This is a genomic window from Lentzea albidocapillata subsp. violacea (genome assembly GCF_900100275.1).
Taxonomy (GTDB): domain Bacteria; phylum Actinomycetota; class Actinomycetes; order Mycobacteriales; family Pseudonocardiaceae; genus Lentzea; species Lentzea violacea.
Genome location: NZ_FNET01000036.1, coordinates 23,021 through 43,615, shown reverse-complemented (window position 1 = coordinate 43,615; position 20,595 = coordinate 23,021). Strand labels below are relative to the sequence as shown.

The following is a 20,595-nucleotide window of genomic DNA, read 5'->3' as shown; positions in this document are numbered from 1 at the left end:
CAGCGGGTCGACGTCCCCGCCCTCCCAGGCTGCCTCGATCTCGCCCCGCAACCGTTCCTGTGCGTCTATGGCGATGTCGAGCTCGACGCTGAAGGCGTCTCGGGCGTCCTCGGATGCGTCCTCGCCGGGGTTGTCCGGAAGCGGGCACACGATGTTGCACACATCGCTGACAATGTCTCGTCGCGTCATAGTCAACACTTTACGCACAGATTTGCGACGATCGCAATTTGTCTACGCTTGTCGTAATCGACTGCGACAGACGCAGACTGCCTCTCGCTTTGTTGATATGTCATCCACATTTACGAGACCCAGCAGTATTCAAACTGATAAGAGCCACTTATCAGCGGCCAGTATGTCCACAATTTGCCGACGTTTTAGTCTATAGTCCGTGGACATGGACACTACCTCTGCGGACCGGTGCGCGCACGAGCGCGACGTCCGGATCAGCATCGAGCGCTCGCTCGCGGCACAGCACCGGGCAAGCCACGTCGCCGAGCTCGCGGCCGCGCTCAACCGCGACGATCTCCAGCGGCAGTGCCAGGCCGAGTGCGGCGACGCCTCACCGTTCCGCGACGTCGTCCTGGCGCCCGCCGCCGTTGCCGAGCAGGACGCGGTCGAGGCGCTGCGGCCGCACCGGTTCGGCGACGAGCTCGTGGACGCGGCCGGGTCGATCGGGCGCGGCGTGCGCCGGCTGCTGGGTCTGGGCGCGGCGTGAGCGTCGTCGAGCACGAGGGCCAGGACCACGCGACGCCCGCGGTGACCGGGCGGCACCCGGCGCTGCGCGACGCCTACACGGCCGTGCGACACCTGCGCGAACGGCAGCACGAACAGCGCTGGCCCAGCGGGTTCGACGAGACGCTCGCACTGCACGACCAGGTCACCCTCGCGCTGCAGGTGTGGAAGCGCGCCGAGTACGCGCACCGCACCACCCATCACGGGCCCAACGCCAAACCCATGCCCAGCCAGGTCGACCTGGTCGCCGCGCTCACCGTCGTGCACCAACTCGTCCGCGCCGACGTCGACGACCTCGAGTCCGCGCTGATCGCGCTCGCCCGCGACGCCGGCGTGACGTGGGAAGAGCTCGCGCCCGCGCTGGAACAGAAGGACCGGCGCGGGGCCCAGCGCTACGCCGACCGACTCGGCCCTGGCGACGTCCTGCACGCACGCACCGTCAGCGCGCTTGCGACACCCGTTGAGGACCGCTCCGCCCCGTAAGCGGACTTCGCGGCGCACGATGTTCAACAGTCCACACAGGAACAGGAAGAGAGAAAAGGCTGATGCCGCAACGGTTTGGTGAGGAAATCTCCGAGGAAGATGCCTACGCCCGGTTGCGCTCGGCGTTCGGGCACGTGACCGACGCCCAGCTCGCCGCCTGGCCGGAGGAAGGCCTGTGGAGCGACCTGCACAAGCGGGCGATGAACGACGAACTCGCGGCCCGTGGCCTGCCCGTGCGGGAGTGGACCGACGAACAGGCGGCGGCCGAGGAACGTGAGTACCAGCGGATTCGCGCGGGCCTCGCGGTGCTGACGACCGCCCGCCTGGCGGAGCTTCCCGAGCCGGACGAGGGCCCGTGGGAGCCGCTGCAGCTGCGGGCGCTGGCGGACGAACTGGCGGACCGCCGGCGACGCCACGCACAGGAAGCCCGGAACGAGCGCGAAGATCGGGCGGACATGCTGCGCTGAGACCTCGTCTCGGTGGCGCAGAGCACCAGGACCACCGCACAGGTCTCGCGGTGGTCGGACACGGACATGCCCGGTCAGCGCCAGTGTCTCGCGGCGATGACCGCCAGGTCGACGCGGAAGAACGCGTCGTCGATCTCCGTGTTCACGTCCTCGACGTCGACCCGCCCGTCCGCGAAGACCTCGTCGTCCTCGATGTACAACCCGACCGGGTCGAGCACCGCGTTCAACGCCTCCAGGTACTCGTTCACGATCGCCTCGACGTCGTGGGCGTCGGCGGTCGGGCCGAGGTGCGCGAGTACCGCTTCCTCCAGGGTGTTGGCCTCGCCGAGGTCGTGCCGTGCGGCCAGCGCGCCCAGCACCCGGCCGCTCACACCGGCCTCATGTGCAGGTCGAACAGGGTGGCGATGTTCGTCGTGTTGATGATCCGGAGGATCACCGGGCGCAGCTCGTCACGGGACAGGTGCGGCACTCGGCCGACCAGGCGCCCGTCGACCAGGTCGACGCCGACGCTGCGCAACCGGGTGCGGATGACGGCCTCCAGGTCACGCTCGACACCCGCGTAGTCGACCTCGTGGGCTGCCTCGTACTTCTCGCGCAGATCGTCGGCGACGTCGTCGTCCAGCAGATCGAGGTGGGTGTCGACGAGGTGGTCCGCGAGGCGCTCGACGTGGACTTCCACCAGGAAACCGAGCGAATGGGCCTGGTGGGGCAGGTACTCGCTCAGGTCGCCGAGCTCGATGGCGGTCGTAGAGGTCATGGCGACATGGTGGCGAGCAGGGGCCTCACCCGATCGAGACACCATGCCGCGTCAACGAACGCCTTGCCCCCGGACAGCAGGCGGCCCCCAGAGCGTTACCGCTGCTGGGGGCCGATGCCGCCATGTGGGGCCCAGGCCGATGGGCGGGTCACAACCGCCGGGCGACCTGTCTATACTGGGGTTGCGACACGCCAGATAGAACCACATAGCTCGACTTGAGCCGCAGGAACGTCAGCCGGGAGCACTCATCGGCAAGCGACTTCCTGGGGCTTTTTGTCGTGTGGAAAGGCTAACACGGAGGGTCTCCGCCGCAAAACGCAGCCCGTGTACACGCACCGGCGGGGGGACCTTTGGGGGGCCCAGCGGAGGAATGGAAGCTGTGCACCGGTCAACAGCCTAGTAGCAGGCTGCGTCGTTCTGCGTCGTTCCGGCGGGGGGTGGAACCTCGCGGAACCCAGTGGAATTAGTTTGCGCAGGTCAACCACGCTAGCAGTAAGTTGCACGGGTTCCTAGTACTAATGTAATCGTGTCAAATTATTCCGTGATCACACGATCTTGAAGACACTCCAAGGCGCCGGCAATTGCCTAACTGGTTTAGACCCTAGTCATTCCAGCTGAGATGTCTACGCCAATTAGTTTTGCAACCCCACAGACTAAATGTATTTCGGAATTGATTTGAGAGGCGAGGAGTCCCTCTGGGGGGATCAGCGGGAGGACCTGCGGGTTTGGCTCCGGCCCGCTGCGCGTGACGCCCGGCACGTGCGCGGTTGGGCGCCAGTTGACCGGTCCACAGGTCTGCTCTCGGTGCGAGTAGGACAGGACTCGTCTGCAACCCCCCGCTGTGAGGGGGTCATGTCACAGAACAGAAACCTTGATCGCGTTTCCATCTAGGCCCGAATGAGTCCTTTGTGACAACAACTTGTCACTCTGTAAGTAGGCGCTCACCTTGGTGTTACTACCGGGTAGCTGACATGAAGAACCGCACCAACCGGGTGAGTCAGCAGGACAGACAGACAACGATGTCCGGCGGGCCAGCGCGCAACGGCGGTCTGGGCGCGCAGGGCGCCGAGCACCGCGGCGGGCGTCACGGTGCCGAGTAGGACCGGGATCGTGGACGGCGAGGCGAGCGACCGCGTGTCCGGCACCGGCGCCCACAGCTGCCGCACCGGCACCGCCGGCATCATCGGGAAGCGCGCGAACAACCCGCCGGCGACCGTGTCGTGGACGTGCCCGTGGGGACGAAGTGCGGCTCGCAGAAGCTCGGGGGACGGGTCGGCGGTGTTGGCGGCCGCCAGGTTGACCTCGGTGAGCAGCAGGTCACCGGCCTGTAGGTGGGCGAGTATCTGCCCGAGCGCGTAGTCCTGGCCCACGGTCCACTCGTCGCCGGCGGGCCTGCCGAGTACGTCGAGCAGCGGCGACGTCTCGTTCTTCGCGCGCCAGCGTTCGACGGCGGCGAGCCGCGCGGCGAAGGCAGGGGCGTCCCGCCACCGGCGGCCCTCGGCCTCCGCGATGTCGTCGCTGGCACGTCCCATGGGAACTGACGTTACGACGTGCCGATCGGGGTCAACACCTCTGAAGCGGAAAGCATCACGAGAGAGGTTGTGATGTTTTCCGCCTCGGGAGTGTGGTCGGCCGTGAGATCGCCGGGTCGGCCTGTTCAGCGGTCGAGGCCGGGCTCGTTGTTCTGCCCAGGTCCGCCGCGCTGGTCTCGATCCTCGCTGGTGTCGGGGGCCTCGGCGCTCAGGCCGGCACTAAATCCCTGTGGGAACCCTTGCGTGGCAAGCCGAACAGCGGCTCGGCCGTCGTTGGCTGGGGCAGAGTCCGTCACTGCGGCCACGGGGTCGTGGAAGGGGGCTCCGGCCTTGCCGTCGAGGAACAGTTCGGGGGCGGGGAACAGGTGGGCCAGCTGGTGTTCGGCGGGGTCCAGGTGCAGCCCGTCGAGGGTCGCGAGTCCCTCGCGGCCGTCAGGCAGGCGCAGAGTGACGTGCTGCCAGTGCTGGCTCTGCAGGAACGCCTTCAAATCGGGGTCTGCCTCGAACAGCTCCGGGCGGATCTCGACCGCTCCTTCCCAGCTGGCCATCGGGATGTCGGTGCCGCTGATCAGGCCCGTAGCGACCCGTAGGCGGGCAGAGCAGGGGATTTCGCGGTCTCCGACCACCACCACGGCAGTCCCGTTCCACTCCTCGGGCATGTCGGTCACCGGGGCCTCCAGTCGCTGGTAGGGGAGTCGAACACGCTCATTTGCTGCCGGAATCGAGGTCGGCGCGCTGGTCGCGGAGTTCCGCGGTGAGCAGGCGCAGTGCGGCTGTGCCGACACCCCACAGGCCGGGGACGCCGCGGGAACCGGTGTAGGCGTCGAGGATTTCGTCGGCGACGTGCGGTTCGCCGTTGAGGTGGCGAACTACGGCCTGGGTGGCGGCGGTCGTCTCGGGTGGCAGTCCCTCGTCGGGGCGGTCGAGCATCCACATCCCGGTGCCGGCGCTCCAACCGGCACCGCGCACCTGCTCGGCAACCAGGAAGGGTGCGAGGTAGGCGAGCTGCCGCATCTTGATCTCGCCCTCCGGGGTGGGCGTGCGGCCGATCCAGTCCCACAGCAGAGCATCGGCCCGGCCTGGGTTGTCGACCGCGACGGCGGCGACGTCGTGCAGTCTCTGCCGGGCCATGCCGTTCGGGTCATGAGTGCCGGGATAGTCCACAGTGGACTCCTCTGGTGTGGCCGGTGCGGCTCATTGATCGGCCTCGTTGTCGTTACGTGCCCGGTCCAGGCGCAGCAGCGCCCTGTTCCAGATCGCCACGGTGCCGGCCGGGAGCTCGTAAGACTCGACGACGCTGCCCAGGCCACCCTGCTGCCGGGGCGTCGCGACGCTGACCTTGGCGGCCAGTCGTTCGCCGCGCCACAGGTGCCGTGCGGCGGTGTTGAGCGACTTGGTCACGGGACCGACCTGGGCCACGCCGAGCACCTCGCGCAGCGTCTGCGCCGTGGTGTTGCCCTCGTGCTCGACCAAGGTCCGGATCAGCTGGACTGCCTGCGGGGTCACCGCCTGCAGCACCTCGACCGCGAGATCGACCGTCCATCCCGGATCGTGCGCTGCCTCCGGCACGTCCGCGGCTGGCTCGACGGGCCGAACCAGTTTCGAGGCGGTCACGACGATTCCGGCGCTCGTCAGCGTCCTGAGCAGACCGCCGGCGCACTGGTAGCACCACCGCGCCGTGCCCTCGTCGTCGTCCAGGCGGATCCGCAGGTCCGCGTCGGCCTCGTGGCAGCCGTCGCAGTCTGCGTAGTTGTGCGAGCGCTGCCCGGTCACGTTCACCGGTACACCGATCCCGGCACGTCGACGTTGCCCGGCCCGTCCAGGTCGACCGGCACCACACCGCCGGTGAGCAGCCCGGCCTGGACTGCGCGGTTCACGCCGGCCTGGCCCGTGGTCTGCCAGTCGGTGAGGTACTGGGACCCCTGGATCAGCACTGTGCGTCCCGTGCGGACCACCGCCGGCCGCCACAGCCCGGTCGGCTGCACGTACGCCTCGGTCCCGACCTGCCCCAGCGGATCGAGCACCTCGAGAACGCCTGGCGCGGCGGGATCGCGCCGGTCGTGCCGGAACCGCACGCGGTACCCGTCGGGACCTGGGCCGGGAGGCTCGGACGCGCTGGTGATCGGGTGCCAGCCGACAGCCAGCATCGACGTGGTGAGCAGGTCGACGCGGTCGGGCCCGGCGCCGGCCACGGTCAGGTCGGCGCGGTAGCTGAGCAGCACGACCGGCGCGATCCCGCCGCGCCGCGTCTCGAACGTCGTCGCCACGACGTCGACCGCGTCCAGCCCGCCCTCGTCGGGGCGCTGCCGGGCGCCCCGGATGGCGTCGATCTCGGCCAGTGTCAGGGTCAGGACCTGCGACGATCGGCAGCCGGGGTGAGCATGCACAGCGGTCTGCAGACCGGCTGCGGTCGCTTCGTCGAGCTCGGGCACGCGCACGATCAGCACGGCCGCCTCGTCGGTGGCCTCGATCCACTGGTCGCACTCCCAGCAGCGGACGCGCTGGGCCCACTCGGGCCCATGCATCCGGGCCACCTGCTCCTGGCCGAGCTCCTGGCCGACCTCGTCGGAGATCAGGATCGTGCGGCTCACTTCGTGCTGCCCTTCTTGCCCCCGCCGGCGGGGGCGTTCTCCGAGGTCCGGGCCGTGTCGAGCGCGGTGGTGAGGTCGCCGATCTGCTTGTTCAGCAGTCCGATCTGCGCCTCGAACGCCTTGCGCACGGTCTCCTGCTGCCCGGCCCACTGCGTCCGGTCGGTGTTGTGGTTGGTGTGCAGGCGGTCGATCTCGGTGTTCAGTCGCGTGGTCTCGGTGTCGTGGCGCGCGATCGCCGTGTCCATGCGGGTCTGCATGGCCTCGACCTGCGCGCGGGCGTTCGCCGCGTCCTGCTGAGCGGCGGCCAGGTCCGCGCGGTGACGCTCCTCGGCCTGGTCGGCTCGCGTCTTCACGCTCGTGAGCTCCTGGCGGAGGCGGTCGAGCTCCTCGCGCGCGTCGACGGCGGCCTGGCGGTCGCTGGCGGCCTGCTCGCGCATCTCCTCGGCCTTCGCAACCGCCTCGTCGGCGCGCTCGACAGCCTCCTCTTCAGCAGCGCGAGCTGCGGCGGCGTCGGCATCGTGTTCCCTGACCTTGGCGTCGGCCTCGGCCTCGGCCCGCCGAACGCGCTGGTCCGCGTCTTTTTGAGCCTGCTCGCGGGCCTCGGCGACGTCGCGCTCGAAGTCGGCCTGGGCCTGGCGCAGGGCCTCGTCGAACTCGGCTCGCGCGCGGGTCACTGAGGCCTCGGCCTCGCCCTGCGCGGTCTCGATGGCGGTCGCGGCGGCGGCGTGTGCGGCCTCGACGTCCTGGTGGGCCTGCTGCTCGGTGGCCTCGACCGTTGCGCGGGCCTGGTCGAGCTGCGCCGTCGTGCTGGCCTCCAGGGCCTCCAGCTCGTCGATCGCCTCGTCTCGGACGGTCTCGGCCTGCTGGGTACGACGTTCGGCCTCGACGCGGGCCCGCCGGTCGGCTTCGGCCCTGGTCTGGGCGGTGCTGACGTCCAGGGCGGCCTGTGCCCGGACGTGCTTGATCTCGGCGCCGGCCTTCTCCGGGTCTTCCATAACCTCGGCCAGTTCCGCGGCGTGGAGCAGCAGCTGCTGCAGCTCGGCGTTGTTGCGCGTCAGGAACTGCTCGCGCTCGTCGAGCACCTGTGACCAGCGCTGACGCACCACGGGCAGTGCCGTAGTGCTGTCGGTGACGGGCTGGTCCTTGCTCAGGGTCAGCACCTCGGGCGCGATCACTTGGCCACCGGCGCGCAGCTTCTTGGCCTTCTCCCGACGCCGATGTGCCCGCAGGGGAGTGTGCTTCGGGTTGTCGCAGAACTGCGGCTCTGGACCGCGCTGGCCGGGCTCCTTGGGCTTCACCGCCCGGCCGCACAACGTCAGCTCCGGGTCCGTGTCGTCCAGGCCGGTCGGCATCACGCACGTCTTGGGCGCTTCGTCGCTGACGGGGTTCGCTCCGGGCTGGCCGTCTGCGCCATTCGGGCCACCGGTCACGGGCTGCTCGCTCATGTTACCCAGTGTACTACAAAACCCATTGCATTGCATCTCGTTTCAGTAGTGAAATGAAATGATATGAAATAGGTTTTTCCCTGTTTAAACGGGGAGATTGGAGACGCGAAGAGGCCCCCCTCGCCGTGGTGGCAAGGGGGGCCTCTTGGATGAAGTCCTCTGCGAGGGTCCGGGAACGGAGCGCTGTCCGCGCTCGACGCCGTGGTGCCGGCCTCGCGTATGGAGTTGTGTGCTGGGGTTCGCCGTGACGGTAAGCCCTGCCCGGTGGTCTCGCCTGGGACGTCGCCGCCGTGGTGTCAAACCCTATCGCACCACCTCGGACCGGGGCAAACGCTACCCGTCGCCCTCCAGGGTGAACTGCTTCCGGCAGACGCTGCAGGTGATCGCTCCCAGGTCGAGCACCCCGCGGGCGATGCGGAATCGGCGGGGCTTGTCGCACCCGCACACCGCTGCCAGCATGCGGCCGCTGGTCGCGCTGCCCGGTGTGCTCGTGGGGTCGGGCAGCCGGTACACGGTGATCGCGGCGTCCAGGGCCTCTACCTGCGCCGCGTAGAGCTCGGCGGTGCTCTTCGTGGCGCTGGTGGCGTTCCAGCCGTGCTTGTTGCCGCTGTTGGCGGCGTCCAGGCCGAGCTCGCGCGCCAAGGACGCGAACTTGATGTTGTGGTACCGGCCGTTGTCGCCGGTGTCGGGCACCTTGCGGACCTCCGCCAGCGCGTGCGTGGCCTCGTGCAGCAGCGTCTCCAGCGTGGCCAGACCACCTCGTCCCAGGCCTTCTCCCCCGACCTCCAGTTCGTGCACGTGCTGCTCGACGTCGGCGCGCTCGCTCTCGGACGCCGTGCGCCGCACCCACCGGCGTGCGGCGAAGTGCCCGAGCTTGACCGATCCGCGCCGGCCGGTCGTGCCCGAGCCCATGGTGATCGCCACGTCAGGCACCTCCGGGTGCCGCGCCTGAATGGCTCGCCAGGTCGCGTCCAGCGCGGTCACCAGCTGCACGCTCAGGGACGGCCCGGCGCCGGCCTGGGGCTCGGTCGTGGTCATCGCGAGATCCTTCCTCGGCCGGACGCGCCCGGTGTTCGTCCAGGTCCGGAGGTTTTTCGTAGGCTACGGGTGGTGGCGGACAGGCCGGTTATCGCCCGGCCTGTCCGCCACCCTCGTGCCGCTGGCCGAAGCCGACGTCGTGCGTCTGCTGCTAGGGGAGGTCCCAGCAGGTCTTCACGTGCGAGGCGAGGTAGGACGCCGGGTCGGTCATGCCACCGACCAGGGCGAACTTCGCCTCGCCGAGCTCCTTGAGCACGTCGAGGGGCGTGAGCTTGTCGTCGGCGTCCATTGCCTGCCCGACGCGGTAAACCAGCACGCCGTACGCACCGGACTTGGTCACGGCCTTCAGCACGTCCGCGGGGAGTTTGAGGCGCAACGCGCGCTTCACCTTCTCCTCCAGCAGCACGGGCCCGTCCGCGTCCGGGTTGTACACGGGGTCCGGACCTGCGGGTACGGCGTGCGACTCGGCGGCCGCGCTGGCCTTGTCGAGCCGCAAGCGCAGCCACCCGACCAGAACGGCGTCGGTGCGCTCGTTGGCCAGGCCGTGCACGTCACGCAGCAGACCGGTGTCGAGCCCGTCGACCACGTGGCGGGCCGCGTCGTCCTGGCCCCCGAGGATCAGCCCGGTCACGGCGCCCAGCACGGTGGCGGCCGCGCGCTCCGACGCCGGCCTCGTAGTAGTGGGGTACGGCATGTGCTTCTCCTTCGTCAGGCGGTTTTTCTTGCTACGCCTCAATTCTAGCGGTTTCCCCGTTTAAACGGGGAAGAATTGGCGCTGTTCAGGCATGCCGAACGGGTGAACCTTGTCCCGCTGGCACGAGAGGTGGCGACACCTGCCCGGCGGTCGCGCCGCTGCCTCGCCGACACCGCTCGGACCTCGGCAAACACCTCCTCCGAGATCCGCTTCCCCCGGCCGACGTCGACCGGGTGCGTGCGCTGGGTGCCGGCGTTGACCGGCCAGCTCGGTCACAGCCTTGTTCGCTCACCGCCTGGCCCTCGTGACGGTGCCGGCGAACCCGTGGTGCGTTCCGCGCGGGCGCAGCTGCAGGAGCACGCAGCTCATCGCGCGGGGCGTGCCGCGGGCACTGGGGGTCCAGGGGGCGGAGTCCCCCTGGTACCACCCAGGCTGACCCCTGCTCGTGCGCCATCCCGGCCGTCCGCGCGTCGATCGCCCTGGCCCGCACCGCGGCGGCGCTCGATGCGGGTCGACCGGCTCGCCGAGCTCGTCATGGCCAGGGCGTCCAAGCCCCTCGCGGGTGCTCGGACCTGGGCGAACGCGGTCGGTGAAGATCAGGGGCGCTGCACACGGGGCGGCGGGCGTCGGGATCCGGCGGAGGTCAAGTTACCGGGGCGGCTGGCTCGTCGCGGCGTGGGCATCAGGGCGGTCTGTACTGCTCGCTGAGGCACGCTGGCGGTGAGGCAGGGCCGGGTGCCGCCGACGCGCCACAGCGGGTCCCTGCGGCCGTGGTGGACGGTCATGGGGGCGCGGTCGAGCACGGCGCGGTCGCGGGCGTTCGCCGTGCCGTCGAGCAGGCGGTCGAGCGCCTCGTCGACGGCCGCGCGGGCGTCGAGCCAGCCGAACCAGAGGTCGCGGTCGTCGGCGCTCATCGCGTCGTTGCGGTGGCGGATCCACTCGATGCGCTCGGCCTTCTCCGCCTCGGGCAGGCCCTCCCACCAGGCACGTTGCCGCAGGCGGGACGCCGCGATCGACGATCCGTGGCAGACACCAGCGGGGTAAGCCTTCTTGATTGCTTCAGTGTTGGCTGAAGTCAGGGCCGGTCGGTAGGCCGCGCGCTGGGCCTGGTGACGGGTGCGCAGCTTGAGCGGGTCCGCCGTCCCCTGGGTGCGGGGGCGGGGGGGTGTACAAGACTTGACACTGGTTTTTGCCAGCTGTGCTCGGATCTGCATCGCCGCAGGTCCGAGCACGTAGAGATCGCAGGCTTGGCCGTCGGCGCGGTAGGTCGCGGCGCGCTGCAGGACGCCGGCGTCGAGCAGCTCGGCGCGGCGCTGGGCCACGGTGTTGTCGGATACCTGAGCGGCCTCGGCGAGACGCCGGACGCTGATGCGGCCCGTGCCCGCCAGTGCCTCGGCGAACACGTCGACCACAGCGGCCATCGACCGGGCCACCTGCGGGCGACGCTGGGCCAGCAGGCCGGTGACGGCCTGGTGCAGGGTCTCGCGCAGCAACTCGACCTCGGCCAGCCGTGCGGCACGACGCTGCTCGGGCGTCATATCCGCCCGATTTTCCGCGTCTGCTACCGGCGGCCGGTCCTCGGTGTCGGCGTGTTCGTCGAGGTCCGGGGCCTTTTCAGAGGCGGGAACGTAAGGCAGGTAGCGGCGCGGGCGGTCGACGTCGGCGGCCTCGCGCACCGCGATGGCCCACCGCGGCCGCCACCCGTCGCGGCCGAGCTCCTCGGCCCGGCTCGGGGCCTCCGCGCACAACCAGGCCCAGGCCTGGTCCTCACTGTGGCCACGTTCAGCGGCCAGCGTCGTGACCACGGCCGACCACACGTAGTGCCGCCACTGCTCGAAACCACCCCGGCGCACGACCTGACACTCGAGAACGCCCTCGAACGCCTGCCGCACCGACGCCCCGGCGCGCGCCCGTTGCATGGCGCGGCCGAACTCCACCCCGCTGTCGGACCGGTCTCCCCGGCCACCCGTCGCCACCGACACCCGCCCGGACCGGGGCGAACGCCCTTTATCCTTCGTGCCGGAAAGCGTCACAGACTTCGGGCGTGAGGCTTTGCTCCACGTGTCGGGAACGGTGACGTTGCTGAACAAAATCGGCGCGGGCAGACCCAGCCGGTGCGGTGAGGCGAGCAGCCGCAGGGACGTGCGGACCGTGATGTCGACGCCCAGGCCGGTCGCGAGCTCCGCGGCGACCTGGCGCAGCTCGTCGACGAGCTGCTCGGGCACGTCGACCAGGACCAGGTGCCGGCCGCCCGGTCGTCCGGACTCCCGCACGACCAGCTCAAGACGATGCTCGTAAGCCCACTTGACCAGGCCTTCTGCGGCGGCGTCGCCGAACACGGGGTCGGCGCCGGCGTCGGTCGGGTCGACGTCGACCGCCCACGCGCCTTCGCGCAGCGTGCCGACCATCGCCCGTGCGCGCGGGAACTCCGCGGCCTTCTCGCGCAGCGTCGCCGCCGTGGCGAACGTCAGCGTCGCGGGCTTACCGCCACGGTGTGGGCGTCCGTCCAGGCCTGGAGTGGCGGTGTCGAGGGCCTGGCCGTGCTCGTCCAGGAAGAAGAACGAGTTGACGAACAGGTAGTCGTCGAGCGCATGGAGCGCCGACAACCCCGCCGGACCTGCGGAAACAGCCAGATCAGGAGGGGAAGTTGTGGGGTACCCGGTGTCCTGTGGCGCACATGCACCGGGCAATGACGACTCCGCCGACGCGGTGAAAACCGTCGGCGTGTCGTTTCGGTGAGTGGAATCTGGCTCAGGGCGTGCGCTACCCTGAAGGCGGCCTCGCAAGCCCGTCTCCTGGGTTCCCAACTAGGAGCACACTCGGTACGACGAATTGGCGTTCGTCTACTGCTCTGAAGTACGGCCCGCGGTCTTCCCAAACCGCCGGCTTTCCCTCCCAACACCTTGATGGCCCTTCCCGGGGCCGAGGTGTGTCTTGAGCAGCTACCTCATGCGCGATGTTCAGTTAGCACCGTGTCGACCCATGCGGGGTCGACGGGTGATGATCACGCGGTCTTCGGCATCTCCTTCCGCTCGGCAAGCTCCTCGACGGCCCTCGCCGCGAGTTCGGCAATCTGGCCAAGGTCAATCTGAACGGCAGGAGTGCCCCTTGGGCGCTCCAGACCGCACACCTTGGCAAAGACCAGCGCGAACAGGTCACTTCGACTGACGACGAGCTCGTTACTGATCAGATCCGCCACGTCGCGGTGCTCCGGAGACGTACGGACGGTGAGTACGGCCGTGTCGTCGGGCCGTTGCTTCCTCGGTGGCATGATCGTCATCTTGCTAGATGCACGATCACTTGACGCAAGCGACACGCCGAAGATCGCGTAACGCACTTTTCCTTCTTCGCAGCTTCCGAACGCTGCTGGCATCGGCTCGGACCGGGCCAAACACGATCTCCCTCTGCGGCGGAAAACATCACGAGGTCTGCTGTGATGCTTTCTGGTGCCGAGGTGACGCCATCGTGCCGATCGATCTCCACCGCATACCCCCTGCGCGCAGGTCCGTTTCCCAAGCCCAGGCAGCACAAAAGGGCTGGAAGACAGTCCTGTCTTCCAGCCCTCTCGCTTCGAACGTTGTGTCGTCGTCGCGCCTAGACCTGCGCGCACTGCCCTGCGGTGTGGGTACCGGGGAGGCGCGGGCAGCGACATTCGCACAGGTCCCGGTACTCGTCATCGCTCGTGATGGGCACGGCGCCGAGCATGTTCAGGCCTCCAGCAGGTGCGTCAGTGAGCGGGGACGGTTTCCGCTGACCCACCAGCGGACCTCGGTCCAGCCGACCGCCGTGTCGCTGTCGTGGTCCTTCTCGGTGTTGGCCATGCTCGTGGTGATAGACATGCGTTGCTCCCTCGGGAGTTGAGGGGCCCGATCGGTGACGTTCTTCGCGGGATAGCACCGTTCGGGCCCTGCTGCGTTTGGACCGTTTCCCCCGGTCTCAGGGTTGTGTGGCTGCTCGATTGATCGAGCGAATGGAAGCTAGCACAGTTGCTAGCAACTTCCCTAGCAAGCTCACTACGCATGTCGCTATGGATGTTGCGCGGAAAACCTCTACGATCCGTGCGTGCTAGCTCCCATACGAGAGATCGACCGCACTCTGGTGATCGCAGTGGGGAACCAGAAGGGCGGAACCGGGAAGACAACGACGACGATCAACCTGGCCGCCGCGCTGCGACTTCATGGCCTGCGCACCCTTGTGATCGACATGGATCAGCAGACCAACGCCAGTAGCGGCCTGGGCGTGGTCGACCCGGAGCTGACGGTGTACGAGGTTCTCCACCGCGATCCGGAGGTGCGTTGCACTCTCGCGGACGCGATGGTCGAAACCGAGTCCGGCGTGTGGCTGGTGGCGGCGAGCGAGGCGCTCATCGAGATCGAGGAGAGTGGCGACGACCCCGGCCGCGAGTGGCGGCTGAAGAAGGCCATCGCCAAGCTTCCCCAGCCACATGTCGTCCTGATCGACTGCCCGCCGAACCTCGGCCGTTGCACGACGATGTCGCTGATCGCGGCCGACGTCGTGATCGCCACAGTGAAGCCCGGCATCGACGAACTCGAAGCCCTCGCACGCCTGGAACGCACGATCGAGCGCATCGTCGCCAACGAGGTCAACGACGGACTTCGTCTCGGTGGCGTGATCGCGGTCGAGTACTCGGGCGGCAGCCAGCTGCACAAGGACGTGAAGAACAAGCTTCGAGGCCGCTACGGGGAGAGGTACCTCGGCGAGGTATCGAAAACGATCAAGGTCGGCGAAGCGAAGGCAAAAAAACAGCCGGTTCTGCTGTTCGCCCCGGACAGCACAGCGTCGGATGACTACAAGGAGATCGCTCGCGGTCTCGCAGGAAGGATCTTGATGTGAGCCCCGCCGCCGGCCTTGGTGACGAGGACCCGTGGGCGCGGCGCGAGAAGGCGGCGGAAGCATTCCTGCCGCACACGCCACCGCCGCCTGATGATGAAGAAGATGCCCCAGACCAGGGCAAACAGACTGCTAGCGAATCTGCTAGCAATATAGCTAGCGAAGCAGGTAGCATCGGTGCGGAGACTCGTGAAGAGGAGACGCCCGTGTCGACGCTGACATCTGTGGACACAGACCTTCCGCCGCCCCCTCCCAGCCATGAGCCGCCGGGGCGAGCGCAGTTCAACCAGCGGATCTTGACCGATCGGCGGAAGGCACTGGACAAGTACCGCCGGCAACACGGTGCGACGTGGCAGGGAATGTTCGATCAGATGGTCGATGAGTACCTGGATCGGCGCGGCCTGCTGCCGAAACCGAAACCTGATCAGAACTAAAAGTGGCTCCGGACGGTGATGGAAGCACCGGCCGGAGCCAAAGCGGACAAGATCGGAGTGAACGTGTCCACGCAGAATGGTACGGCCTTGGAGACCAGGGCGAACGGACCCGAGCAGGTGACGGGTCCCAAGATCAACGGTGCAGGCGATTACGTCCGTGGCTTGGAGGACACCGCCCCGCTGGACGTTGTGGACCGGCCGGGTCGTGGCGAGCTGGTCGAGGACCCGCGGGCGATCGTTCGCGCGCTCAGCGAGCGGGTCGAGGTCGCGGAAGAGGTCGTGAAGCTGACCTCCAAGGACGACCTGATCCAGTCGATGACCCTTGAGGAAGTCGAGCAGGAGCGCGCCGTCGCGCAGCTGCGCCGCGAGACCGACCGCAAGTTCGCGAAGTGGGAGATCGAGCGAGACCTGAAGATTCGCAAGCGGCGGGCCAGGACCGCCGGCCTGCGGCGGTGGCTCGACGATCGTGCGGACGTCAAGGACCACAACGCCGCGACCGGTGACCGGCGCTGGCACCAGCGGGCGCTGCGGGTGCGCAAGCGGCTGACCAGCTTGGACGCGCGGATCGCGACGCAGATCCGGTCGGCGACGTTGTGGAGCAACCTGCTGATCGGACTGATGGTCCTCGGCCTGGCCTACACCGGCGTCGTGGTGCAGAAGAACTTCGTGCCCAGCGGCGACAAGACCGACCCGCTGTACTGGCTGTCGCTGGGCTTGGAGGCCTTGGCCTCGGTGGCGCTGATGGCGCTGATGCGCCACGAGGGCCGCGCGGCACTCGCCGGCATCGTGCGGTCGACGTCGGCGGCGTTCTGGGGCTGGATGGTCAAGGGCGCGCTGCTCGGAGCCTCGTTGGCGGCGGCGGCCGGGCCGTCGATCAAGGCCTGGGACGTGATGGACATGGTCCGCACGGGCTGGGCTCCGGTGCTGGTCGCGGCGGTGCTGCTGATCCACGACCGGATCTCGCGCGGCGACGCGGAGATCTTGACCAAGCTGCACGGCGAGGCCGGGCGCGAGGGTCTGCGGGACCTGGTCGTGGTGACCGAGTTCGCGCTGAAGGAGAAGCTGCTCGTGCCGTCGCAGGACAACAAGCCCGGTGAGGTCGCGCCGAGCGCGACGAAGATCGCGTCGTTCTTCCGGATCAACAAGACCGACGCCGCCCTGGTGCGCGAGGAAGTGAACACCCGCGCGGCCGCGACGGGGAGCTAGCGCGTCCAGGCGCCGACACGCCTGTTCGCCCTGGTCTGCCTAGGTGCGGGCCCACGAGAGAATGCTGATGCCGCGTGCTCACCGCACGCGGCATCAGCCGTTTGGGGGTTCAGTCATGGATTCGACGACGTGGCGGATGTGGGACGGTCCCCGCCCGGACGATGTCCGGCTCGGACCGATGCCGGCGGGCGCCACCACGCTGCTGTACTGGGAACCTGCCGAAGTGACCTTCGGGGACCATCCGGTCGGCTGCTGGGTCGCGGAGCCGCTGGTGAACGGTGCGCGATCCGACCGCGACGACCTCGCCGCCGTGGTGGTCCTGGAAGACGAGCCAACGGCCGACCTCGACGTGGTGCTGGCCGCCTACAGCCACCAGGTGCGGCCCGCTGTCGCCGTCGGCCTGGTGGAGGGCCTCACGCTGACGGTCACCGGTCGAGACCTTCCTGCGGGGCAGCGCACCTACCTGTGTCCCGCGGTGGCCGTGCGGGACCTCGTGGTCGGCTGACCACCAGTCTGGTCCGTGCGTGGTCCATCCGTTGTGGACACCTGAACTGGACACTCGGACCGGCTCGACGTCGTTGCGGGCGTGTGCATAACCGCAGGTCTGACTATGCGAGGCCGGTGTGGAATGTTGCGTCGGCGCTGGCGTCGACGGCTGTCGTTCTGGGATGATCTGCTTCGGAATCGTTGTGCCGCAACGCGTCGCGACATCCGCTGACTGACCGCAGACCGGTCGGGATGTGCCCGGCAAGACGTGGAGGATCATGTCCGAGAACGAGGATCTCGTTGCACGGCTTACCGAAGCCGGTCGGTCCGCCGGCGGGAACGTGCTGGGCCCGGACGGGTTCGACTCGGTATCCGACGTCTACCGCTACGGCTACTGCCACGCACTCGCTCTCACGCTGAACGAGCGGACCGGCTGGCCGATTGTCGGCCTGTACACGAAGAAGCACGGCCACATGGATCACTTCCTGGTGCGGCGGCCGGACGGGTTGCTGCTGGATGTAACCGGCGCGCACACCGACGTCGAGGTGCTGCACGCGTGGGGTTCGTACGGTGAACATGCCGACTACCACTCGGTTCGACCGGCCTCCGTCGAGCAGATCTGGGCGGAGGTGAACCGCGACGACTCGGAGGACCCCGGCGACGTCGCGCAGCTGTCCCAGGAGGTCGCTGACGTGCTGTTGGCGCTGCCCTGTGGTGATGCCGCCCCGGCCGTCGCGGCGGGCGTGCGGCGGGCCTCACAGCTCGCGGCAGTGGCGGCTCCGACGCCGATCGCCGCCGCCCTGGCCGAGCACCGTGAGGATGAGGTTCCTGGCGGCGTCGGGCGGGTGTCGCGCGAACTGGCGGCCGAGCTCGTTCGCTGACCCACTGCATGCGAGAGGGGCCCGGCATCTCGGATGCCGGGCCCCTCTGACGTGTGTGGCTAGTCCTGGCCGACGCGCTCGGCGTCGACGACTTCGGCGAGGTCCTCGCGGTGGCCGAGCTGGTAGAAGGTGGCGGCGTCGCGGAAGTACTCGTCGGTGACGATCGCGTAGGCGCCGCCGGCGCGAGAAGCGCGGGCGAGCTGCAGGTAGATGTCGGCGCGGCAGGCGGGTGCGTCAGCGTCTATCACCAGTTCCAGTGCTGTGGCCAGTGGCCCGAACGCCTTCTGCGGGGTCGCGGCGTTGACGAACACCGCGGCGGTGGCGGTGAGCAGCTTGGCCTGGCCGATGCGGTCGTGCAGACCGCTGAGGGTGGTGGCGGCCTGGTCGAGCTCGTCGAGCGCCTCGTCGTGGCGGCCCTGGCCGGTCAGCACGGCCGCGAGGTGCCGGCGGTGCTCGACGATGCTGTGCCGGTGGCCGTGCGCGAGGTCCAGGGCGAGTGCGTCGCGGAGCTCGGTTTCGGCGGCGTCGAGGTTGCCGGCGGCCTGGTGGGCGCGGCCCCGCATGCCCAGGACCACGGCCAGCACCTGGTCGTCGGCCTGGCGGGCGTGCTCCTCGGCCTGGTCGAGGGCGTCGAGTGCGCCGTCGTGGTCGTGCAGGTTGGTGCGGGCGTCCGCGAGTCGCGCGAGGAAGGTCGCCATGCGCTGGTGGTGACGGTGTTCGCGGGCGTCGTGCTCGGCCTTGTCTGCTGCTGGTGCGGGGTCGAGGTGCAGGCGGTTGACCGCGACGATGCCGTGGTGGGCGGCGCGTTGCCGGTCGCGGTGGTGTCCACTGTGGCCGGTCAAGCCGAACACCGCCTCGGCGAGGGTGGCGCACAGTTCGGGCCAGTCCCGCTCGATCAACTCGGTGAGCAGCCCCATGAGCGTCTCGCGCTCCTCGAGGAACCACTCCAGCGCGCCGATCCTGTCGGCGCAGTGTGGTTCACCGGGCGCCGTGTAGACCTTGGCCAGTCGCGGTGCGTGCGGGTCGAGCGTGAGGTCGGCGTGTACGGCCTGCAGCACGAGGTGGTTGCTGCGCGCCCTGGCCTTCAGGACGCTGCTGACGGTGAAGCGGCCGATGCCGCAGAGCTGGACCAGGCCGTGCTGTACGAGCTCGCGCAGCACCAACGAGGCGTCGGGTTCGCCGGCGTCGAGCAACGCGGCGAGGTCGTCCAGGCCGAAGTCGCCGGGCGGGTCATCGGGTGGGCTGACCAGCCCCACGAGGGCGGCGCGTGCCTGTGGTGTCAGGTCCTGTTGCGACATGGTCAGCTCCGATCGGTAACGAGATCACGCAGTGCGCGGATCAGCTCGGGGATGGGGACCTCGGCGAGTGCGGCGAGGTGTTTCAGCGCAGCCGGAGGGAGTTCGACGAAGTCCGGGCTGGGCCTGGTGTCGAGCGGGGTGCGATGGCCGTCGCGGATTCCGAGCCACCGCTGCAGCGGCTTGACCGCCCTGCTGGTCGACCGGGCCAGCTTGTGACGGTCGACCTCGATGACGCCGCTGCGGCCGGACGGAATCGCCATGCGGGCGAGTGCGCGGCGCAACACCTCGTCGGCGGGGACGCCCAGCACCGCGCAGACCTCGACGAACCGGTTGATGGTCATGTTGCGGGTGCCCAGTTCCCAGGTGGCCAAGGTCTGCGTGCACGGCACGGTCACGTCGTCGTCCTGGCCATCGCTGGAAGTCGTGGCGTCACCCTGGTCTTCGCCGGTGACACCGGCGTTCATCGCGTCGCGGAGTTCGCGACGGGTCCACTTGCGGGCTTTGCGCGCGGCGAGAAGGAGCGCGCCGATCTCGCGCTTGAGAACGTCGAGCTCGGCGCTGGTGATCTGCATCGGATGGGTCTCCTGATCGTGAACGTGATGCGGCCCGGCTCCGGGGGAGGCGATGGGGAGCCGGGCCGCTGGGGGGAGGGGGCGCACCGAGAGGGGTGTGATCGGGATCGGTGCGGGCCGCGCCCTCGTGGACTTTGAGCGTGCGAACGGAGGCAGTCAGGGTTTGAGGAGCTGCCACTCGGTGTCGTTGTCCTCGACGATCCAGCCTCTCGGCCGTGGCAACGGTGCCTCGTCACGGGAGAACACGGAGCCGGAGAACAGCTGCACGGTGGTCTTGCCGGGCTCGCGGTTGACCGGCCCGTCCGAGTAGGTCTTGCGGACCACGCCGCGGCGGGTGCCGTCCGGGGTGATCACCTCGTCGCCGGTCTGCAGCTCGACGGTCGTGCGCGTCGGGTTCGGCTTCTCGGTCATGTCAGCCGCCCGCCATGTCACGGCGCTCGACCTCGATGACCTCGCGCGTCCAGCTCGCGACGACGACCGCGTCCGCGCGAAACAGGAACGCCTGGTTGAGCAGCGTGCTCGGGCGGGAGCGGTCATCGACGATCACGGCCCGGGTCACCTGGGCGTCTCCGCCGGGCAGCAGGACGAACAGGTTCGCCACGCCGTTCTCGTGCAGCGCCAGCGCGTTCACGACACCGCTGGGGACGTAGCCGACGCAGGGCACGGCGATGGGCCGGAAACCGAGGCGGCGCAACGCGTCCAGCTCGTTGTCGAGCTCGACGCTGCTGTCCAGCGGGTCGACGACTATCGAGGTGCCGCTCATGCGCAGGCCTCGGTGTTCGCGAGAGCGGGATGCACGTCGGCGACCTTCGCGCCGACCGGCAGCCGTCCCGCGACGTCCACAGCGCGCCGCAGTGCGAAACGCAACGGACCGGCCTGCAACCCCACGAACATCAAGGTTTCGCCGCCGGGCGTGGTGAGGGTGACCTGGCCATTGCCGGTCACGCCGATCACCAGCGTGGCCTCGTGGCCGTCCTCGTCGACGCACTTCACCGCTTCGCTGAGCAGTGCTTGCGGCGGAACGACTGCCCGCCTCGGAAAACGCCACCACATGACCGACTCCCCGGTTGTCGAAGGCTTGGGAGAGGCGGTCGGAGCCGAGTACATCCGGGATGACGACTCGGCCCC

The 20,595-nt window shown here is 69.0% G+C and carries 27 protein-coding genes; 8 read left to right on the top strand and 19 right to left on the bottom strand.

Annotated features, from left to right (window positions below):
* Window positions 1-189: hypothetical protein (locus tag BLR21_RS42135; RefSeq protein WP_218131113.1), on the bottom strand; the 189-nt coding region annotated here is incomplete at its 3' end.
* 205 nt (window positions 190-394) lie between these two features.
* Here BLR21_RS42135 and BLR21_RS39810 point away from each other — a divergent pair.
* From BLR21_RS39810 to BLR21_RS39800, 3 genes are all read left to right on the top strand, one after another.
* Window positions 395-715 carry a hypothetical protein gene (locus tag BLR21_RS39810; RefSeq protein ID WP_090015147.1) on the top strand — a complete coding sequence of 107 codons (321 nt, stop codon included), beginning with the start codon at window positions 395-397 and terminating at the stop codon, window positions 713-715.
* Window positions 712-1,215 carry a hypothetical protein gene (locus BLR21_RS39805; protein ID WP_090015145.1) on the top strand — a complete coding sequence of 168 codons (504 nt, stop codon included), beginning with the start codon at window positions 712-714 and terminating at the stop codon, window positions 1,213-1,215. Before BLR21_RS39810 ends, BLR21_RS39805 begins: the two co-directional genes overlap by 4 nt.
* Window positions 1,216-1,277: 62 nt before the next feature.
* On the top strand, window positions 1,278-1,682 hold the full coding sequence (locus tag BLR21_RS39800; RefSeq protein ID WP_090015143.1) for a hypothetical protein: 405 nt from the start codon (window positions 1,278-1,280) through the stop codon (window positions 1,680-1,682).
* 74 nt (window positions 1,683-1,756) lie between these two features.
* Here BLR21_RS39800 and BLR21_RS39795 read toward each other — a convergent pair whose 3' ends face one another.
* The 13 genes from BLR21_RS39795 to BLR21_RS44295 all read right to left on the bottom strand — a co-directional run bounded on the left by BLR21_RS39795 (window position 1,757) and on the right by BLR21_RS44295 (window position 13,578).
* Complete coding sequence (locus BLR21_RS39795; protein ID WP_090015141.1) at window positions 1,757-2,053, bottom strand: hypothetical protein; 297 nt, start codon at window positions 2,051-2,053, stop codon at window positions 1,757-1,759.
* Window positions 2,050-2,439: a hypothetical protein gene (locus BLR21_RS39790; protein WP_090015139.1), complete on the bottom strand. Its 390-nt coding sequence runs from the start codon at window positions 2,437-2,439 to the stop codon at window positions 2,050-2,052. Before BLR21_RS39790 ends, BLR21_RS39795 begins: the two co-directional genes overlap by 4 nt.
* Before the next feature lie 941 nt (window positions 2,440-3,380).
* Window positions 3,381-3,971, bottom strand: coding sequence for a hypothetical protein (locus BLR21_RS39785; RefSeq protein WP_090015137.1), 591 nt, complete (start codon window positions 3,969-3,971; stop codon window positions 3,381-3,383).
* A gap of 125 nt (window positions 3,972-4,096) precedes the next feature.
* Window positions 4,097-4,639 carry a hypothetical protein gene (locus tag BLR21_RS39780; RefSeq protein WP_090015135.1) on the bottom strand — a complete coding sequence of 181 codons (543 nt, stop codon included), beginning with the start codon at window positions 4,637-4,639 and terminating at the stop codon, window positions 4,097-4,099.
* Between the two features lie 37 nt (window positions 4,640-4,676).
* On the bottom strand, window positions 4,677-5,135 hold the full coding sequence (locus tag BLR21_RS39775) for a hypothetical protein (RefSeq protein ID WP_090015133.1): 459 nt from the start codon (window positions 5,133-5,135) through the stop codon (window positions 4,677-4,679).
* 30 nt (window positions 5,136-5,165) lie between these two features.
* Window positions 5,166-5,750, bottom strand: coding sequence for a hypothetical protein (locus BLR21_RS39770; protein ID WP_090015131.1), 585 nt, complete (start codon window positions 5,748-5,750; stop codon window positions 5,166-5,168).
* Window positions 5,747-6,562: a hypothetical protein gene (locus BLR21_RS39765; RefSeq protein ID WP_090015129.1), complete on the bottom strand. Its 816-nt coding sequence runs from the start codon at window positions 6,560-6,562 to the stop codon at window positions 5,747-5,749. Before BLR21_RS39765 ends, BLR21_RS39770 begins: the two co-directional genes overlap by 4 nt.
* Window positions 6,559-8,007: a coiled-coil domain-containing protein gene (locus BLR21_RS39760; RefSeq protein ID WP_090015127.1), complete on the bottom strand. Its 1,449-nt coding sequence runs from the start codon at window positions 8,005-8,007 to the stop codon at window positions 6,559-6,561. The genes BLR21_RS39765 and BLR21_RS39760 overlap by 4 nt, the downstream gene beginning before the upstream one ends.
* A 333-nt stretch (window positions 8,008-8,340) precedes the next feature.
* The gene (locus BLR21_RS39755) at window positions 8,341-9,045 is read right to left on the bottom strand and encodes a hypothetical protein (RefSeq protein ID WP_090015125.1); all 705 of its coding nucleotides are present in this window, start codon (window positions 9,043-9,045) and stop codon (window positions 8,341-8,343) included.
* Between the two features lie 151 nt (window positions 9,046-9,196).
* Window positions 9,197-9,739, bottom strand: a complete 543-nt coding sequence (locus BLR21_RS39750) for a hypothetical protein (RefSeq protein WP_090015123.1) — start codon at window positions 9,737-9,739, stop codon at window positions 9,197-9,199.
* A 596-nt stretch (window positions 9,740-10,335) separates the two neighbouring features.
* A complete protein-coding gene (locus BLR21_RS39745) occupies window positions 10,336-12,345 on the bottom strand; it encodes a hypothetical protein (RefSeq protein ID WP_090015121.1) in 2,010 nt (669 codons plus the stop codon).
* A gap of 398 nt (window positions 12,346-12,743) precedes the next feature.
* Window positions 12,744-13,076, bottom strand: a complete 333-nt coding sequence (locus BLR21_RS39740) for a hypothetical protein (RefSeq protein ID WP_143028114.1) — start codon at window positions 13,074-13,076, stop codon at window positions 12,744-12,746.
* Between the two features lie 370 nt (window positions 13,077-13,446).
* Window positions 13,447-13,578 carry a hypothetical protein gene (locus BLR21_RS44295; protein WP_256335233.1) on the bottom strand — a complete coding sequence of 44 codons (132 nt, stop codon included), beginning with the start codon at window positions 13,576-13,578 and terminating at the stop codon, window positions 13,447-13,449.
* A gap of 223 nt (window positions 13,579-13,801) precedes the next feature.
* Here BLR21_RS44295 and BLR21_RS39735 point away from each other — a divergent pair, with 223 nt between their 5' ends.
* The 5 genes from BLR21_RS39735 to BLR21_RS39720 all read left to right on the top strand — a co-directional run bounded on the left by BLR21_RS39735 (window position 13,802) and on the right by BLR21_RS39720 (window position 17,597).
* Window positions 13,802-14,593 (top strand): ParA family protein, encoded by a 792-nt coding sequence (locus BLR21_RS39735; RefSeq protein WP_090015117.1) that lies wholly within the window; start codon window positions 13,802-13,804, stop codon window positions 14,591-14,593.
* Entirely contained in the window at window positions 14,590-15,024 is a 435-nt protein-coding gene (locus tag BLR21_RS42130; protein ID WP_143028113.1) for a hypothetical protein, read from the top strand. The genes BLR21_RS39735 and BLR21_RS42130 overlap by 4 nt, the downstream gene beginning before the upstream one ends.
* 63 nt (window positions 15,025-15,087) lie before the next feature.
* Window positions 15,088-16,230, top strand: coding sequence for a hypothetical protein (locus tag BLR21_RS39730; protein ID WP_143028112.1), 1,143 nt, complete (start codon window positions 15,088-15,090; stop codon window positions 16,228-16,230).
* A 115-nt stretch (window positions 16,231-16,345) separates the two neighbouring features.
* The gene (locus tag BLR21_RS39725; protein WP_090015113.1) at window positions 16,346-16,735 is read left to right on the top strand and encodes a hypothetical protein; all 390 of its coding nucleotides are present in this window, start codon (window positions 16,346-16,348) and stop codon (window positions 16,733-16,735) included.
* Between the two features lie 259 nt (window positions 16,736-16,994).
* Complete coding sequence (locus BLR21_RS39720; RefSeq protein WP_143028111.1) at window positions 16,995-17,597, top strand: hypothetical protein; 603 nt, start codon at window positions 16,995-16,997, stop codon at window positions 17,595-17,597.
* A 59-nt stretch (window positions 17,598-17,656) separates the two neighbouring features.
* Here BLR21_RS39720 and BLR21_RS39715 read toward each other — a convergent pair whose 3' ends face one another.
* The 5 genes from BLR21_RS39715 to BLR21_RS39695 all read right to left on the bottom strand — a co-directional run bounded on the left by BLR21_RS39715 (window position 17,657) and on the right by BLR21_RS39695 (window position 20,520).
* Window positions 17,657-18,895, bottom strand: a complete 1,239-nt coding sequence (locus BLR21_RS39715) for a tetratricopeptide repeat protein (protein WP_090015108.1) — start codon at window positions 18,893-18,895, stop codon at window positions 17,657-17,659.
* A 2-nt stretch (window positions 18,896-18,897) separates the two neighbouring features.
* A complete protein-coding gene (locus BLR21_RS39710; RefSeq protein WP_090015106.1) occupies window positions 18,898-19,467 on the bottom strand; it encodes a helix-turn-helix domain-containing protein in 570 nt (189 codons plus the stop codon).
* A 156-nt stretch (window positions 19,468-19,623) separates the two neighbouring features.
* Complete coding sequence (locus tag BLR21_RS39705) at window positions 19,624-19,878, bottom strand: hypothetical protein (protein WP_090015104.1); 255 nt, start codon at window positions 19,876-19,878, stop codon at window positions 19,624-19,626.
* Between the two features lies 1 nt (window position 19,879).
* Window positions 19,880-20,230, bottom strand: coding sequence for a hypothetical protein (locus tag BLR21_RS39700; protein ID WP_090015102.1), 351 nt, complete (start codon window positions 20,228-20,230; stop codon window positions 19,880-19,882).
* Window positions 20,227-20,520: a hypothetical protein gene (locus tag BLR21_RS39695; protein ID WP_143028110.1), complete on the bottom strand. Its 294-nt coding sequence runs from the start codon at window positions 20,518-20,520 to the stop codon at window positions 20,227-20,229. Before BLR21_RS39695 ends, BLR21_RS39700 begins: the two co-directional genes overlap by 4 nt.
* Between the last annotated feature and the right edge of the window lie 75 nt (window positions 20,521-20,595).

Excerpts from the sequence above, each read along its gene's own strand:
- BLR21_RS39810 (WP_090015147.1), top strand. The coding sequence starts at position 395 with ATGGACACTACCTCTGCGGACCGGTGCGCGCACGAGCGCGACGTCCGG.
- BLR21_RS39800 (WP_090015143.1), top strand. The coding sequence starts at position 1,278 with ATGCCGCAACGGTTTGGTGAGGAAATCTCCGAGGAAGATGCCTACGCC.
- BLR21_RS39790 (WP_090015139.1), bottom strand. The coding sequence starts at position 2,439 with ATGACCTCTACGACCGCCATCGAGCTCGGCGACCTGAGCGAGTACCTG.
- BLR21_RS39785 (WP_090015137.1), bottom strand. The coding sequence starts at position 3,971 with ATGGGACGTGCCAGCGACGACATCGCGGAGGCCGAGGGCCGCCGGTGG.
- BLR21_RS39760 (WP_090015127.1), bottom strand. The coding sequence starts at position 8,007 with ATGAGCGAGCAGCCCGTGACCGGTGGCCCGAATGGCGCAGACGGCCAG.
- BLR21_RS39755 (WP_090015125.1), bottom strand. The coding sequence starts at position 9,045 with ATGACCACGACCGAGCCCCAGGCCGGCGCCGGGCCGTCCCTGAGCGTG.
- BLR21_RS39750 (WP_090015123.1), bottom strand. The coding sequence starts at position 9,739 with ATGCCGTACCCCACTACTACGAGGCCGGCGTCGGAGCGCGCGGCCGCC.
- BLR21_RS44295 (WP_256335233.1), bottom strand. The coding sequence starts at position 13,578 with ATGTCTATCACCACGAGCATGGCCAACACCGAGAAGGACCACGACAGC.
- BLR21_RS39725 (WP_090015113.1), top strand. The coding sequence starts at position 16,346 with ATGGATTCGACGACGTGGCGGATGTGGGACGGTCCCCGCCCGGACGAT.
- BLR21_RS39720 (WP_143028111.1), top strand. The coding sequence starts at position 16,995 with ATGTCCGAGAACGAGGATCTCGTTGCACGGCTTACCGAAGCCGGTCGG.
- BLR21_RS39715 (WP_090015108.1), bottom strand. The coding sequence starts at position 18,895 with ATGTCGCAACAGGACCTGACACCACAGGCACGCGCCGCCCTCGTGGGG.
- BLR21_RS39710 (WP_090015106.1), bottom strand. The coding sequence starts at position 19,467 with ATGCAGATCACCAGCGCCGAGCTCGACGTTCTCAAGCGCGAGATCGGC.
- BLR21_RS39705 (WP_090015104.1), bottom strand. The coding sequence starts at position 19,878 with ATGACCGAGAAGCCGAACCCGACGCGCACGACCGTCGAGCTGCAGACC.
- BLR21_RS39700 (WP_090015102.1), bottom strand. The coding sequence starts at position 20,230 with ATGAGCGGCACCTCGATAGTCGTCGACCCGCTGGACAGCAGCGTCGAG.
- BLR21_RS39695 (WP_143028110.1), bottom strand. The coding sequence starts at position 20,520 with ATGTGGTGGCGTTTTCCGAGGCGGGCAGTCGTTCCGCCGCAAGCACTG.